The organism is Halobacillus shinanisalinarum (assembly GCF_022919835.1).
GTDB classification, from domain to species: domain Bacteria; phylum Bacillota; class Bacilli; order Bacillales; family Halobacillaceae; genus Halobacillus_A; species Halobacillus_A shinanisalinarum.
Genome location: NZ_CP095074.1, coordinates 1,464,826 through 1,478,630, shown reverse-complemented (window position 1 = coordinate 1,478,630; position 13,805 = coordinate 1,464,826). Strand labels below are relative to the sequence as shown.

General features: G+C 40.6%; 12 protein-coding genes. All 12 read left to right on the top strand.

All coding sequences use genetic code 11. From position 1 onward, the window contains the following. The first annotated feature begins 18 nt into the window (after positions 1-18). Complete coding sequence (locus MUO14_RS07400) at positions 19-606, top strand: MFS transporter (RefSeq protein WP_244754604.1); 588 nt, start codon at positions 19-21, stop codon at positions 604-606. A gap of 55 nt (positions 607-661) precedes the next feature. Further along, a complete protein-coding gene (locus tag MUO14_RS07395) occupies positions 662-1,840 on the top strand; it encodes an iron-containing alcohol dehydrogenase family protein (protein WP_244754603.1) in 1,179 nt (392 codons plus the stop codon). A gap of 297 nt (positions 1,841-2,137) precedes the next feature. Beyond that, positions 2,138-3,211, top strand: coding sequence for a TAXI family TRAP transporter solute-binding subunit (locus MUO14_RS07390; protein WP_244754601.1), 1,074 nt, complete (start codon positions 2,138-2,140; stop codon positions 3,209-3,211). Between the two features lie 70 nt (positions 3,212-3,281). Then, positions 3,282-5,255, top strand: coding sequence for a TRAP transporter permease (locus MUO14_RS07385; protein WP_244754597.1), 1,974 nt, complete (start codon positions 3,282-3,284; stop codon positions 5,253-5,255). A 1,764-nt stretch (positions 5,256-7,019) separates the two neighbouring features. Beyond that, entirely contained in the window at positions 7,020-7,322 is a 303-nt protein-coding gene (gene ureA, locus MUO14_RS07380) for an urease subunit gamma (protein ID WP_244754595.1), read from the top strand. Positions 7,323-7,359: 37 nt separating this feature from the next. Continuing rightward, positions 7,360-7,728, top strand: coding sequence for an urease subunit beta (locus MUO14_RS07375; protein WP_244754594.1), 369 nt, complete (start codon positions 7,360-7,362; stop codon positions 7,726-7,728). Positions 7,729-7,730: 2 nt separating this feature from the next. Then, positions 7,731-9,440 carry an urease subunit alpha gene (ureC, locus tag MUO14_RS07370; protein WP_244755509.1) on the top strand — a complete coding sequence of 570 codons (1,710 nt, stop codon included), beginning with the start codon at positions 7,731-7,733 and terminating at the stop codon, positions 9,438-9,440. Positions 9,441-9,457: 17 nt separating this feature from the next. Continuing rightward, positions 9,458-9,901 carry an urease accessory protein UreE gene (locus MUO14_RS07365; RefSeq protein ID WP_244754589.1) on the top strand — a complete coding sequence of 148 codons (444 nt, stop codon included), beginning with the start codon at positions 9,458-9,460 and terminating at the stop codon, positions 9,899-9,901. Continuing rightward, positions 9,843-10,583, top strand: a complete 741-nt coding sequence (locus tag MUO14_RS07360; RefSeq protein ID WP_244754588.1) for an urease accessory protein UreF — start codon at positions 9,843-9,845, stop codon at positions 10,581-10,583. The genes MUO14_RS07365 and MUO14_RS07360 overlap by 59 nt, the downstream gene beginning before the upstream one ends. Positions 10,584-10,620: 37 nt before the next feature. Next, complete coding sequence (ureG, locus tag MUO14_RS07355; RefSeq protein ID WP_244754587.1) at positions 10,621-11,256, top strand: urease accessory protein UreG; 636 nt, start codon at positions 10,621-10,623, stop codon at positions 11,254-11,256. Between the two features lie 25 nt (positions 11,257-11,281). Beyond that, a complete protein-coding gene (locus MUO14_RS07350; RefSeq protein ID WP_244754586.1) occupies positions 11,282-12,049 on the top strand; it encodes an urease accessory protein UreD in 768 nt (255 codons plus the stop codon). A gap of 158 nt (positions 12,050-12,207) precedes the next feature. Next, positions 12,208-13,803, top strand: coding sequence for an ABC transporter substrate-binding protein (locus MUO14_RS07345; protein WP_396265813.1), 1,596 nt, complete (start codon positions 12,208-12,210; stop codon positions 13,801-13,803). Positions 13,804-13,805: the final 2 nt, after the last annotated feature.

The window sequence follows — 13,805 nt, the reverse complement described above, 5'->3', positions numbered from 1 at the left end:
TAACATGTGGGGGTTATTTTGCGTCGGATACACACTTTACTTTTTATTAACATGGCTTCCAGGATATTTTACTATCCAAAGAGGGTTGAACTTGCATGCAATGGGGTTTGCAGCAGCTATTCCTTGGGTCGGTGCTGCTATAGGTCAGTCATTAGGGGGAAATTTAGTGACTTAATCTATATCCGAACGGGAAGCAGACGTATTGCAAGAGCCTATTGGTCAGCAGCTTGGTTTGGTGTGTTGGCCATCTGTCTTATTTTTGTAGTTACCGTTAAGTCAAGTGTTGGTGCAGTCATTTTGCTTACATTAGCCTCCTTCGCCCTAGCCTCTGCCGCTTCACCTTTAGGGGCAGTAGTAGCTGAAACTGTTCCTGATCAGGCCGGTTCAATAGGGGGCTTCTCACAGTTAGCACAGACACTCCCCGGGATTTTTGCACCAATCATTACTGGTTTTATCGTTGATGCAACCAACAGTTTCGATAATGCTTTTTACTTAACATCGTTAATTGTTGCCTCAGGCGTGGTTATTGTAGGTGTTTTCTTACGTCCTCCAGAAAGAACTACTAAGGAAGAAATAGACTCGACAGCCAAGGTTACTATTCATTAAAGAACGGCTTTAAAGGGGAAGAAAACAAATCTTTTCAAAAGGAGAATAAAAGCATATGAAGACTATAAATCAGGGTACGATTCCGACTATGAACTTTTCTGTCTCTGTTGATATAAAAATAGGAGCCGGGGCCTCTAAAGAAGTTGGTGTTATCAGCAAGGACCTTGGAGTTGAAAAAGTACTATGTATCTATGATGAAGGAATCAAAAGTGCGGGCATTTCTAACAACATAGTCGACTCATTACAAAACGAAGGTATTAAGGTGTCGACGTACGATAAGGTTACCCCAAATCCACCTGATTCGATTGTAACCAATGCTGCTGAATTTGCCCGTAAACAGGAAATAGATGGCATTGTCGCTATCGGAGGTGGAAGCTCAATTGATTGCGCGAAAGCCGTAAATATTCTATTAACGAATCCCGGTCCTATCCATCAGTATGAAGGAAAGGATCAAGTAGAGCATGAGGTTAAACCAATAATTGCGATTCCAACTACAGCTGGAACAGGGAGTGAGGTAACCTCAGTCACGGTCGTTACCAATTCAGAAAAATCCAGGAAAATGATAATTGCTGGACAAGGCTGTGGGGCAACAACAGCCTTACTAGATCCTGAGCTAACTGTTGGCCTCCCAGCTAACGTCACTGCAGGTACGGGGATGGATGCACTAACTCACGCACTTGAGGCCTACATTTCTAAAGGAGCTTCTGTCCTAACGGATATAAATGCATTAAAAGCAATTGAGCTCATTTCAAAGAACCTTTATGAATCCACTGTAAATGGGACGAATCTACAGGCACGATCCAATATGTTAATAGGGAGTTTGTTAGCCGGAATAGCATTTAATTCTGCAGGTTTGGGCCTTGTTCATGCTATTTCTCATCCTATCAGTTCCCATTGTGGTGTTCCACATGGGATTGCAAATGCCACTCTTTTACCACATGTATTAGCTTTTAATGGAGAAGATGAGAAAGTTCAAGATAGATTAAGGGATGTAGCTTCTATCATGGGGATATCCATCGTAAGTAAGGGTGGCAAAGAGACAATAGAACATGTGGTAGAGAAAGTGAGTGAGTTATGTGAAAAGGTTAATATACCTAGGTTAAGAGACGTGGGAGTTGAAACAACAGAATTTAGTCAGATTGCTGCAGATGCTTTAAAAGAAAAAAGTATGACTTTTACCCCACGAAAAGCAATGAAAGAGGATATTGTAAGAATTCTTGAAAGTGCCTATTAATTTGTGAGGATTGTTACTGTAATAAATCTTTTTATTCCTCCTACACTGCCAATACAATCATATAAATACATTTTTTAAATTCTCCACCATCGAATTTGTAGGTATTGGGTCTGGTAATTTAGCTTAAAGGTTTACCTCTAATATCAAGCCTTATTGGAAAGTTTCTTTATTTAATAAGTGTGTATCAGTGGTCGCAAGGTTGCTTTGTAAGCGGATTCAATCGATGATACTAGTACTATTGCAAGAATAAGTCTTCAATATCAGGTTTATAAACTTTACTATAAGGAGTAATTCTGCATGAAACAGATTTCCTTAAGCTGCAAGATTTATAGTGTTGTTGTTATTGTTTTGTCGTGCCTTATTTTAGCTGGATGTGGAAGTAAAGAAGCTCATTCAGGGTCCAAGTCTGATTCAGTGGATCATCTTATCAGTATTGGAGCCCATCAACCCGGCATTGCCTACCATAGTACAGCCTCGGGTATCGCTACTGTTGTGACTTCCCATTCAGATTTAAAAATGACGGTTAAACCTTTTTCTGGTTCAAATGCTTGGATGCCCTTATTAAATAGTGGAGAGATCGACTTTGGTATTCTCTCTTACCCAGATGCCAAATGGGCATTGAAAGGGATAAACGGGTACCCTGAAAAAAGCAAAAACGTTCGTTTATTGGTTAGGGGAAATAATATTGTTATTTCTGGTTTTACCGTAAGGGCTAACTCCGGAATTGAAAAGGTGAAAGATCTTAAAGGCAAGAGAGTGGCGGCGAATTATTCAGGTAATCAAATTATACCAAGAGTTCTTGAGGCGCATATTGCTTCTGCCGGATTGACATGGGATGACGTTCAAATGGTTCCAGTTACCGGGGTAGGAGCAGGGGTAAATGCACTGCGTGAAAATCGAGTGGATGCTGCTTTTACAGGGACACCTACTGTTTCTACATTTCTTGAGGCTGATACGGCCATTGATATAGACGGCTTAAACTGGGGAGGCGTATCACCAGAGAATATTGATGAGTTTCCAAAGGATGTTACTCGAGAAATGCAATCCCTCGTACCAAATATTAAACCAACTGTGTTTAACAATGGATTTCTGAATGAAAAGACAATTCTGGCTCAATACCCAATTGCTTTAATTGGTTCATCAAAGGTCTCGGAAGAAACTGCATATCGTTTAACCAAAGTACTTTGGGGTCATTATAAAAAATTGCATTCTCAGTTTACCTGGTTGCAAACTTGGACTCCTGAGCAAATGTTTGATCCAAATCCATCTGTACCTTATCATCCCGGAGCCATTAAGTTTTTTAAAGAACAAGGTCTTTGGACAGAAGAAGCTGAACAAAAGCAGGGAGAATTGTTGAAATCAATAAAGTAATGAATTCTATTTTCTTAAGGATGTTTATCCATTGTTCAGACTTTTATTATAAAAATAGGAGGGAACAGGTATGGCTCAACAAGAGAAAAGCCGGTTTCGGACTCTAAACGGGGTATCTCTAATTATTTGGAGGTCGCTTTTATTCGCAATTCCCGTATCAGGGATCCTGTATATATTAAGTGTACATCAATATTTAGGTATCGCATTATTCCTTGAACAATATACAGGTCTATTTTTGGCTTTCATCTTAGCTGGGGTATTTATCGGGGTTCCGGCAGCTTCATCTTGCAGTTCTAACAGAGTGCCCTGGTACGATTGGATCTTGGCGGCCGCTGGATTTAGTGTCGGGTTCTATATTTCAATCTATTACCCCGACATTGTTCTAAGGTTTGGTTATGTTACAACAGATAGATTCATTGTTTCGTTACTTGGAATTACCCTTATTATGGAATCCTTGAGACGGTTGTTCGGTTGGTCTTTGGTTATAGTTGTTGGGGCATTCATGTTCTATGCGTTAGTGCCTTCTATTTTCCCAGGTCCACTTAAAGGAGAAAGAGTTTCCCTGGATCAGTTTTTTAACTACTTATTTGTAGATGCTAATAGCTTGCTGTTCATGCTTAACATCGCTTCAACCATTGCGTTGGCGTTTATTTTATTCGGACAGGTCTTGCTTAAATTTGGTGGCGGAAGTATGTTTAATGATTTTGCATTTGCGGTTTTCGGTCGATACCGTGGTGGGCCTGCAAAAGCTTCTGTTGTCGGTTCAAGCCTAGTAGGAAGTGTTTCGGGCGGTCCGGTTTCGAATGTCGTTTTAACAGGAAGCATGACGATTCCCTTGATGATTAAAAACGGATTCAGTCGAAGGGAAGCTGGTGCGATTGAATCGGTGGCCTCAACTGGAGGGATCATAATGCCGCCTGTGATGGGGATTGCCGCCTTCATTATCGCGCAAAATTTAGGAGTGCCTTACGTGGAAGTAATGATAGCTGCCATCATTCCCGCTCTTTTATATTATCTCTGCATTTTTGTCCAAGTGGATTTAAGGGCTGCTAGTAAGGGATTGGTCGGTCTTCCAAAAGAACAGTTACCCTCCATTAGGAAGGTATTAAAAACAGGATGGATGATCGTACCTATATTTGCCGTGCTGCTCTATCTTTTATTTGTTGCTGGGTATACACCTACAACGAGCGGTGTCTATACTGCATTTATAGCGCTTCTCATTTTATTGTTGCAACGTAAGTATCGAAAAAAGCTATGGAAGCGGATTTGGGATACGCTTATTGGAACGGGGGAAACGTTACTTGAAATTGGTATCATTCTTGGTGCTGCAGGATTAGTTATTGGGATTGTAGGAATTACTGGTTTAGGATTTAATTTAGCCTTGTTATTAACACAAATTGGTGAATCTAACCTCATTCTTTTGTTAGCCACGAGTGCGATCGTTTCGATTATATTAGGTATGGGGATGCCCGCGGTTGCAGCATATGCCCTTGTAGCTACATTGGTTGCACCATCGCTTGTAGAGCTGGGCGTACATCCAATGGCTGCCCACTTGTTTGTTTTCTATTTTTCTACTGTTTCTAGTTTTACACCGCCTATTGCTGTTGCCGCTTTTGCGGCTGCTTCCATTGCCAAAGAGAGTCCTTACAAGATTGGTTTTTCCGCGATGGGACTAGGTATTGCTGCATTAATTGTTCCATTTCTATTTGTTTACTCTCCGTCCCTCTTGTTAGGAGTAGGGGATGATATTAGTGTGTTGACGAGAGTAATTTCAATCTTAACGGCGATACTAGGGTGTTTTATATTGTCAGTTAGTGTGGCAGGCTTTTTATTTAGTTCTCTTCATGCATTAAAAAGAGTTTTGGTAGCGGCTTCAGGATTGTTTTTGCTTTTCCCGGTAGTAGAAGGTCTCCAGTATACATGGGTTTTAAATGTAGCTGGGTTTGGGCTGTTTACGATTCTATTATTGGCAGAATTAAGGTTTCGAACCAACGATAAGAAACATCATAGCGACCAATCCCGGAGTCCTGAAAAAATTATATAACTAAATAGTAGGGTTAACTGTCGATGAATATAAGAAAAACTAGGTCCTGATTTTGAGATCACTTCACATCAGGGCCTGTTTTTAAGCTTTAAACTCCTCCTGTTCCTCCCAATACTTAATCAATTTATTCTTAGCATGCCGCCGCCAATTCTTCATCGCATCCCTCGTGACGCAGCGCTAATGCTCTCCAAAGGACATAGGACAATCATCCTGGCTCATTATCTTTTAAAAACATCAAGAAAAGACATGAGGGAATGACGAAAATTGATTTTTTTAAAGCCAATGAGATTAAAATAAGGCATCAGTATCTTCCGCAAGAAGGGAAAAGGCAATTAAAAAGTATGGGGCACTCATGAAAACAAATGGAGCTCTGATGAAGTTATGCAAAAATGAAGATGATGAACTTCTCTTATTTTAGTGGGCTAGATGCATATAACGCTCTAACGGTCATTACTCCTGAAAAGAGTGTCCCATGTTATTTATTTTCTTATTCAGTTGATCCATTAGATTGGACACATAATTTACTTAATAGCTGCTTTGTTGAAAATTTCTACTTTCAGATGAGGTATGAATACATTATGCTTTTATTTTAAAAAACAGGTGATGACGCAGAAAAGATTGCTACAATAGCTGGATGCTCTAAAAAATAAATTGAGAAATACATTATTGACGATAAAGTACCCGACCAATAATAAAGAATTAGCTTATAAGTATGGTAAACAATCATTCGTTAACGAAGTATGTAGTGATACCGTTATTTTGCTTGCTTATAAACACCTCATTTATGAAGCAATTTTTAAAGATACCAACCCTCTTTAACTAAAAGAAAAGTTTCGTATCTTTCGAAAATATATTAAGGATGGCTTTCAAATAAATTTAAGGGTAGATGTATCCTTTGATTCAATTAAACAAAATTGTTGATAAGAATCAAGCATGGAAAGTTTATTGGGATCAATTAGAGAGTTTTAGTCACCCTACAAAAGAGAAACATTCCTCTAGTTATACTATCCGAGGATTCGATAACAGGTCTCAAATTAATATTAAAATGAATCACAAGAACTGTTAATAAATATAATGTTTCTGTCCATTGCCTGGAAACCTGATAAGTAATGGAATACGGAACTGAATAAAAGTTAAAATGAGTGGAAAGCGCAGAAAAGGAAGATTGCCTACGGGACCTGAACGGCCTGAATAACGGCGAATTAAAGCTTTAAACTAATTTTATTTGAAAAAGTACACAAAAGGTTCAGTAGCTGAGTGATACATGCTCAGTTATTGGATCTTTTGTTAGCTGATTAGATGTAGAAAAAACTTATGAGAGTTTTGTGATTTTTTTCACAAACTATATTGTTTTATTCAATCGGCCTATGCTATAATTTGTTAGTCAAAATCACATCCTCGATTTTGACGTTAAACTCCCACCTTTATATGAGATCTTTCGTCACTTCACTACACCCTGTAGTCGACAGTGATATTCCTTATCATTTATTTAAAACCGGTTAAACAACAGAAAACAATGTATTTATTTTTGTTTGAAAATTATAGACGACAAAGGGGGAACATACACTCGTATTATGGATAACTCCTATTCGTCTAGCCCTTAGTTTACTAAGTTTTTTTTATGACCATACTATAAATTGCATTGAATATTTTTTACATTGGAAGATCGGGCCCGATCACTTTTTACTGGATTATAGTATCTCACAACGATTTCAAATCAAATGTGGTTTGATTATTTTGATTATGGAAATGAGGTGAATTCACGTGAAGCTAAACCCGGTTGAACAAGAAAAGTTAATGTTATATTTTGCGGGTGAACTCGCATTGAAGCGTAAGGATAAAGGTTTGAAATTGAACTATCCTGAGTCAATAGCTCTTATCAGCCGCTTTATTTTGGAAGGTGCCAGAGAAGGGAAAACGGTGGCTCAATTGATGAGTGAAGGAAAGCACGTCCTAACAAGCGATGACGTAATGGAAGGCATTCCCGAAATGATAGAAGACGTCCAAGTAGAGGCGACTTTCCCTGATGGCACAAAACTTGTAACGGTTCATACACCCATTCTATAACAGTTTACTGATCACATAATCAAGGAGGTAGCCCCTATTGATACCTGGTGAATATAAGGTTTCCAGTGGTGATATTGAAATTAACCCTGGACGACAAACGAAAACCATACGAGTTGCAAACACTGGAGACAGACCGATTCAAGTCGGTTCCCATTATCATTTCATCGAAGCAAATAAATATCTATCATTCCCGCGTGAAGAAACGGTCGGCATGCAGTTAAATATTCCAGCTGGCACTGCCGTACGGTTTGAACCTGGAGAGGAAAAAGAAGTCGAGTTAACCGAAATTAGTGGCCGGCAAAATGTGTATGGTCTAAACGACTTAACAGGTGGTTCAACCGACAATGAAGAGGAAATTATCGAAAAGGCTGATAAATCTGGATTTAAAGGAGTTGATGATGAGTGAAAATGTCCAGAGAAAATTACGCAAATATGTATGGCCCCACTGCAGGGGATAAGGTTCGCCTTGCAGATACCGATCTTTGGATAGAAATTGAAAAAGATCATACACACTACGGTGATGAAGGTGTATTTGGCGGAGGTAAGTCTCTGCGTGTCGGGATGGGACAGAATGGCACGCAAACTCGCCTTGAGGGTGTGCTGGACTCTGTAATAACAAACGTCATGATTGTTGATTACACTGGCATCGTAAAAGCTGACATTGGGATAAGGGATGGAAGAATTGCTGGAATTGGAAAAGCAGGGAATCCAGATACGATGAATGGCGTTGATCCGAATATGGTGATCGGTGTCGGAACAGAAGTTTATGCCGGCGAAGGATTAATTGCAACGGCTGGAGCAATTGATACACATATTCATTTTATTAGTCCCGACCAAGTGGATGTTGCGCTTGCTTCAGGAACAACCACCATGATTGGAGGAGGGACAGGTCCTGCTGCAGGTTCGAAAGCTGCAAGCGCTACTCCAGGTGAATGGAATATCTTCAAAATATTAGAGGCCTTTGATAATCTACCAGTTAATATTGGAATATTAGGAAAAGGTAGCAGTTCTACCCAACAGCCGTTGATCGAACAAATTAGAGCTGGGGCGATAGGGCTTAAAGTTCATGAAGACTGGGGTGCAACGCCCTCCGCACTTCATCAGAGTCTGACCGCTGCGGATGAATATGATGTCCAAGTTGCCCTCCACTCAGATACGTTGAATGAAGCGGGGTTTGTTGAGGACACGCTTAAAGCTATTGACGGCAGGGTCATTCATACTTTCCATACAGAAGGTGCTGGTGGCGGCCATTCCCCAGATATGTTGAAAATGGCAGCTTATTCGAATGTATTGCCTGCCTCCACTAACCCGACAAAACCGTTCACAACGAATACAATTGATGAACATCTAGACATGATGATGGTTTGTCATCACCTGTCACATAACGTTCCGGAAGACGTTGCCTTCGCGGATTCCAGGATTCGTCCAGAGACAATTGCCGCTGAAGATATTATGCAGGATCTTGGCATTTTAAGTATCATGTCATCAGATTCACAGGCAATGGGGCGTGTCGGTGAAGTGAATATCCGCACATGGCAGACCGCTGACAAAATGAAAAAGCAACGCGGGGCCTTGCCAGAAGATGAAGGAAAGGATCATGACAATTTCAGAGTGAAGAGATACGTGGCAAAATATACGATCAATCCGGCCATCGCTCAAGGAGTTGGGCATGAAATTGGTTCAATTGAAGTAGGAAAATTAGCGGATATTATTCTCTGGGATCCTAAGTTTTTTGGCGTTAAACCTGAGGTTGTAATCAAAGGTGGAATGGGCGCCTATGCACAGATAGGGGACTCAAATGCCTCTATCCCGACCCCACAGCCTATGATGAGCCGCCGTATGTATGCTTTCCATGGACAAGCAGCTTCGCTTACAAGCATGGTATTTTTGCCGAAAATTGCTGTTGATAATGCGGTTCCTAAACGTCTCGGTTTACAAAAACAAACCGGTGTCGTAAAAAACTGTCGGAACATTGGTAAAAGCGATATGAAATTAAACGGTGAAACTCCTATTATTGATGTAAATCCGGAGACATACGAGGTAAAAGTAAACGGTGAATTAGTAAGCTGTGAGCCTTTTAGTGAACTACCTATGGCACAACGCTATTTCTTATTTTAAAGCGAGGGGAAAGAATCATGTTTATTCAGAAAGTTGTAGGTAACATTGACGGTGAAAAAACAGTATCTAAGCGACTTGAATGGGTCGAATTAGATTGGGAAGAGTTGAACAAACGTATTTTGCGGAAAACAACGGATCAAGGGACGGATGTAGCGATTTCCTTGGAGCAGGAGCAACCACTACAATTCGGTGACCTTATTTTTGAAGATGAAGAGAGACAGATTGCTGTACGCACAAAGCTTGAAGAAGTGATCGTCATCCGGCCAAAAACAATCACTGAAATGGGGAAAGCGGCTTTTGAACTAGGGAACCGTCATACACCGTGTTTGATAGATGAAAGTGAGATTATTGTCCGATATGATCATACGCTTGGAAAATTGCTAGATGAGGTTGGTGTTGGTTATGAGCGGTCAGAAAGAAGATTCAAACAACCGTTTAAATACCGGGGGCATCAGCACTGATCAACAACTTCTTCACCTGTTTCAAATACATGACTCAGCGTTTCCAATCGGATCGTACACACAATCCTTTGGTATGGAGACATATATTCAGCAGAATATGATTAAGACGAAACAGGATCTCATCGAATATTGCAAATCCTACCTTTATTATAATTTGGCTTGTGGTGATGGAATCCTTATTAAGGAATCATATAAGGCAGCGGAGAATGAGGATTTTGATAAGCTAGCTAAATTAGAGCAAATTTGCAATGGAATGAAACTGGCCAAAGAATCGCGGGATGGCAGTATAAAGATGGGGAAACAGTTCCTGCAAACTGTTTTGCCGTTAAGTGAATCTAAACTAGTAAATGAATGGAAAAACAAATTTGACAATAAAGTGATCAAAGGACATTATCCCGTTCTGTATGGAATTTATACAGCCAGCCTCGATGTTCATGTTGAACAAGCCGTATTGACGTTTTTGTATGCCTCCGTTAACGGACTGATACAAAATGCGGTACGAGCCGTTCCTCTGGGGCAAAACAATGGTGTACAAGCAATGTACGAGTTACTCTCGCCAATTGAAGAAGCATCACATATTGTAGAGAACAGCACATTAGATGATTTGCACAACAATGCGTTGGGGATTGAAATGGCCTCGATGCAACACGAATATCTATTTTCGCGTCTATTTATTTCATAAATTCTGGCGCTGTCACATAAAAAAGGAGTAGATGAACATGAAACCAGTACTACTTGGCATTGGCGGACCTGTTGGTTCAGGAAAGACATCTCTTGCAGATCGACTAACGAGCGAACTTCATAATCAGTATGAGTTAGCAGTCGTTACAAACGACATTTATACAAGAGAAGACGCAGAATTTCTAATAAAGAGTGGTGTCTTGGAAGAGGACAGAATTGTTGGGGTCGAAACAGGCGGGTGCCCTCATACGGCAATCCGTGAGGACGCTTCAATGAATTTTGAAGCTATCGACCAGTTGAAAAATAGGTTCAACAATTTGGATATTATCTTTGTGGAAAGCGGCGGCGATAATTTGTCGGCGACATTCAGCCCTGAATTAGTCGATGCGTATATCTATGTAATTGATGTCGCAGAAGGGCAGGATATTCCCAGAAAAGGTGGCCCCGCATTAACTCGTTCGGACTTGCTCTTGATTAACAAAATTGACCTTGCTCCACATGTTGGAGTGGACTTGGATCAAATGGAGAAAGACACAGAAAAGATGCGTGGTGGGCGTCCATATGTATTTACCGACTTAAAAAGTAAAAAAGGACTTGATGATGTGATTGGTTGGATTAAAAGCGATCTATTGTTGGAGGGGGCGGATTCCGCTGGAACAAATACTTCAGCATAAGATTAACCACCATGGAAAACTTTCGATGGAATTTCAGAAAAGAAACAATCGAACACTTTTAACAAACTGCTTTCAGCAACCACCGTTAAAGGCAAGCCGTGAATTATATCTTTCTAATAAGGAAAAGGCTACTGTTTACATTATGGAGTCTTCGGGTGGTATGGTAGCCGGAGACTGTAATGAATTTGATGTCCACTTAATGAAAGATGCCAATGTTTGCCTTCGTCAACAATCGGCAACGAAAGTGTACCCGTCTTTAAATGAACTATCTTGCGTCCAGCATTTCTCTGTCAAGCTTGATGAGCGTGCGCGCTTAGAATGGACGCCCGAGGTGATTATTCCTTTTGAACATGCCAGATTTAGCGGAAATACGAACATTCAAATGAAACAAGAGTCCACGTTATTGTGGGGAGAGATTATAGCACCAGGCCGCGAAAAAAGAAATGAATGTTTTCACTATGATGATTTTCGTTCAAGCTTTCAAATATGGCTGGAAGAGGAGTGTCTAGCGTATGACACCCTTCACCTTTCTCCTGCGATGATGCCTTTACAGCAAATGGGATTGCTTGAAAATTCCCTTTACATTGGATCATTATGGTTCGTCTCTCCGGTTGTTCAAGAGGTCAACCTTAAAGATATACACGAACAACTGCAAGAGTCGGAACAACTTAAAGCTAGTGTTACATCCCTTGAGGGAAAGGGTGTTCACATCAGGTGGCTTGGTTCCGATTTATGGCTGATGAAGAAGGAAATCAATAAATTAGGCAAGAAGTTCATTGATTTGCAAAAGTAGAAAGGGTTAAAAATGTAACCCCCATAATAATCATACGAAACCCGGGCCTGTGTTATTGAAACCCCGGGCTTTGTACTGTGTTAAGACCTTTGTCAGTACCTAAAACATAGATTTATAAAAAGGTAGAAAATGTATGAAATACGTAGGAGGAGAAGAAGTTGAATTATAAATCTACTATTTTTATTTTTATAATAGTTGGCTTGCTGCTGGCTGCATGTTCCTCTTCTAGTGCCGATAACGCTGAAACAGAACAGGATAAAAAGGATCACTTAATTTTAGCAGTTGGTGGGGAACCAGAGGATGGATTTGATCCGACGACCGGTTGGGGACGTTATGGATCACCTTTGTTTCAAAGTACGCTCTTAAAACGTGATAAGGAGTTTACGATTCAGAACGATCTTGCAACTGGTTACGATGTCAGTGAAAACAGGTTAGTCTGGACAGTCAAGATTCGAGATGATGTGAGCTTTTCGGATGGCGAACCACTAACAGCAGAAGACATTGCTTTTACTTTTGAAACAGCTGCAACTAGTAGTTCTGTCATCGATTTAACTAATTTAGAAAAAGTGGAAATGGTTGATCCGTATACGGTTAAATTTTTTCTTAAACAGCCACAGTCAACATTTGTTCATTCGCTAGTTTCTACAGGGATCGTGCCCAAACATGTTTACAATGAGAATTACAATGAAAACCCAATTGGTTCAGGCCCGTATATGCTTGAGCAATGGGACAAGGGGCAGCAGTTGATCGTGAAAGCGAATCCTGAATATTATGGGGAAGAGCCTTATTTTAAGAAGCTTACATTTTTGTTTCTATCTGAAGACGCCGCATTTGCTGCAGCGAATGCAGGGGAGGTTGACATCGCTGCAATATCACCAGCTTTTGCAAATCAAGATGTGCCTGGTATGGATTTGAAGGCACTCGACAGTGTAGACAATCGTGGTGTTATGTTTCCAACTGTGCCTGAAGGTGGAAAGACCGAACAAGGGTTACCTATCGGAAATGATGTAACAGCCGATCTTGCCATTCGTAAAGCAATCAATATAGGTATTGATCGTCAAAGTCTGGTCGATGGGGTTTTGGCAGGGTATGGTACACCGGCTTATACGGAGAATGATGGACTGCCGTGGTGGAATCCCGAAACTGTGATCGAGGGTGGCAATCTGGAGCGTGCAGGGAAGATTCTCAAAGATGCAGGTTGGCAAAAAAGTGAAAAAGGTATTCTCAAAAAGAATGGTTTAGAAGCGACGTTTAAACTTTTATATCCAGCAGGTGATCAAATTCGCCAATCATTGTCAATTACACTTGCTGACATGATGGAACCACTAGGAATTATCATAAAGGCGGAAGGGAAAAGCTGGAATGAAATCGAAAGAATGCAGCACTCTACACCCGTCATGATGGGATTCGGAAATTATAATCCGATAGAGTCATTCAATCTTTTCAGCAGTAGCACCCAAGGGGAAGGCTGGCTCAACGCTGGCTTTTATTCTAATCCAACAGTAGATAAATATATGGAACAAGCGTTAGCAGCATCTAGTGAAGCGGAAGCTATACAATATTGGCAGAAGGCACAATGGGATGGAGAAACGGGTTACAGCGTTAAAGGTGATGCGGCATGGGCCTGGCTCGTTAATTTAAAGCATCTGTATCTTGTTAAAGAAGGCTTGGACATTGGTGAACAAAAAGTGCACCCCCACGGTCATGGTTGGCCGATAACAGATGTGATCACGCAGTGGCATTGGGAAAAATAGAG

Coding starts and splice junctions, on each gene's coding strand:
- MUO14_RS07395 (WP_244754603.1), top strand. CDS start 662: ATGAAGACTATAAATCAGGGTACGATTCCGACTATGAACTTTTCTGTC.
- MUO14_RS07390 (WP_244754601.1), top strand. CDS start 2,138: ATGAAACAGATTTCCTTAAGCTGCAAGATTTATAGTGTTGTTGTTATT.
- MUO14_RS07385 (WP_244754597.1), top strand. CDS start 3,282: ATGGCTCAACAAGAGAAAAGCCGGTTTCGGACTCTAAACGGGGTATCT.
- ureC (WP_244755509.1), top strand. CDS start 7,731: ATGTCCAGAGAAAATTACGCAAATATGTATGGCCCCACTGCAGGGGAT.
- MUO14_RS07365 (WP_244754589.1), top strand. CDS start 9,458: ATGTTTATTCAGAAAGTTGTAGGTAACATTGACGGTGAAAAAACAGTA.
- MUO14_RS07360 (WP_244754588.1), top strand. CDS start 9,843: ATGAGCGGTCAGAAAGAAGATTCAAACAACCGTTTAAATACCGGGGGC.
- ureG (WP_244754587.1), top strand. CDS start 10,621: ATGAAACCAGTACTACTTGGCATTGGCGGACCTGTTGGTTCAGGAAAG.
- MUO14_RS07350 (WP_244754586.1), top strand. CDS start 11,282: ATGGAATTTCAGAAAAGAAACAATCGAACACTTTTAACAAACTGCTTT.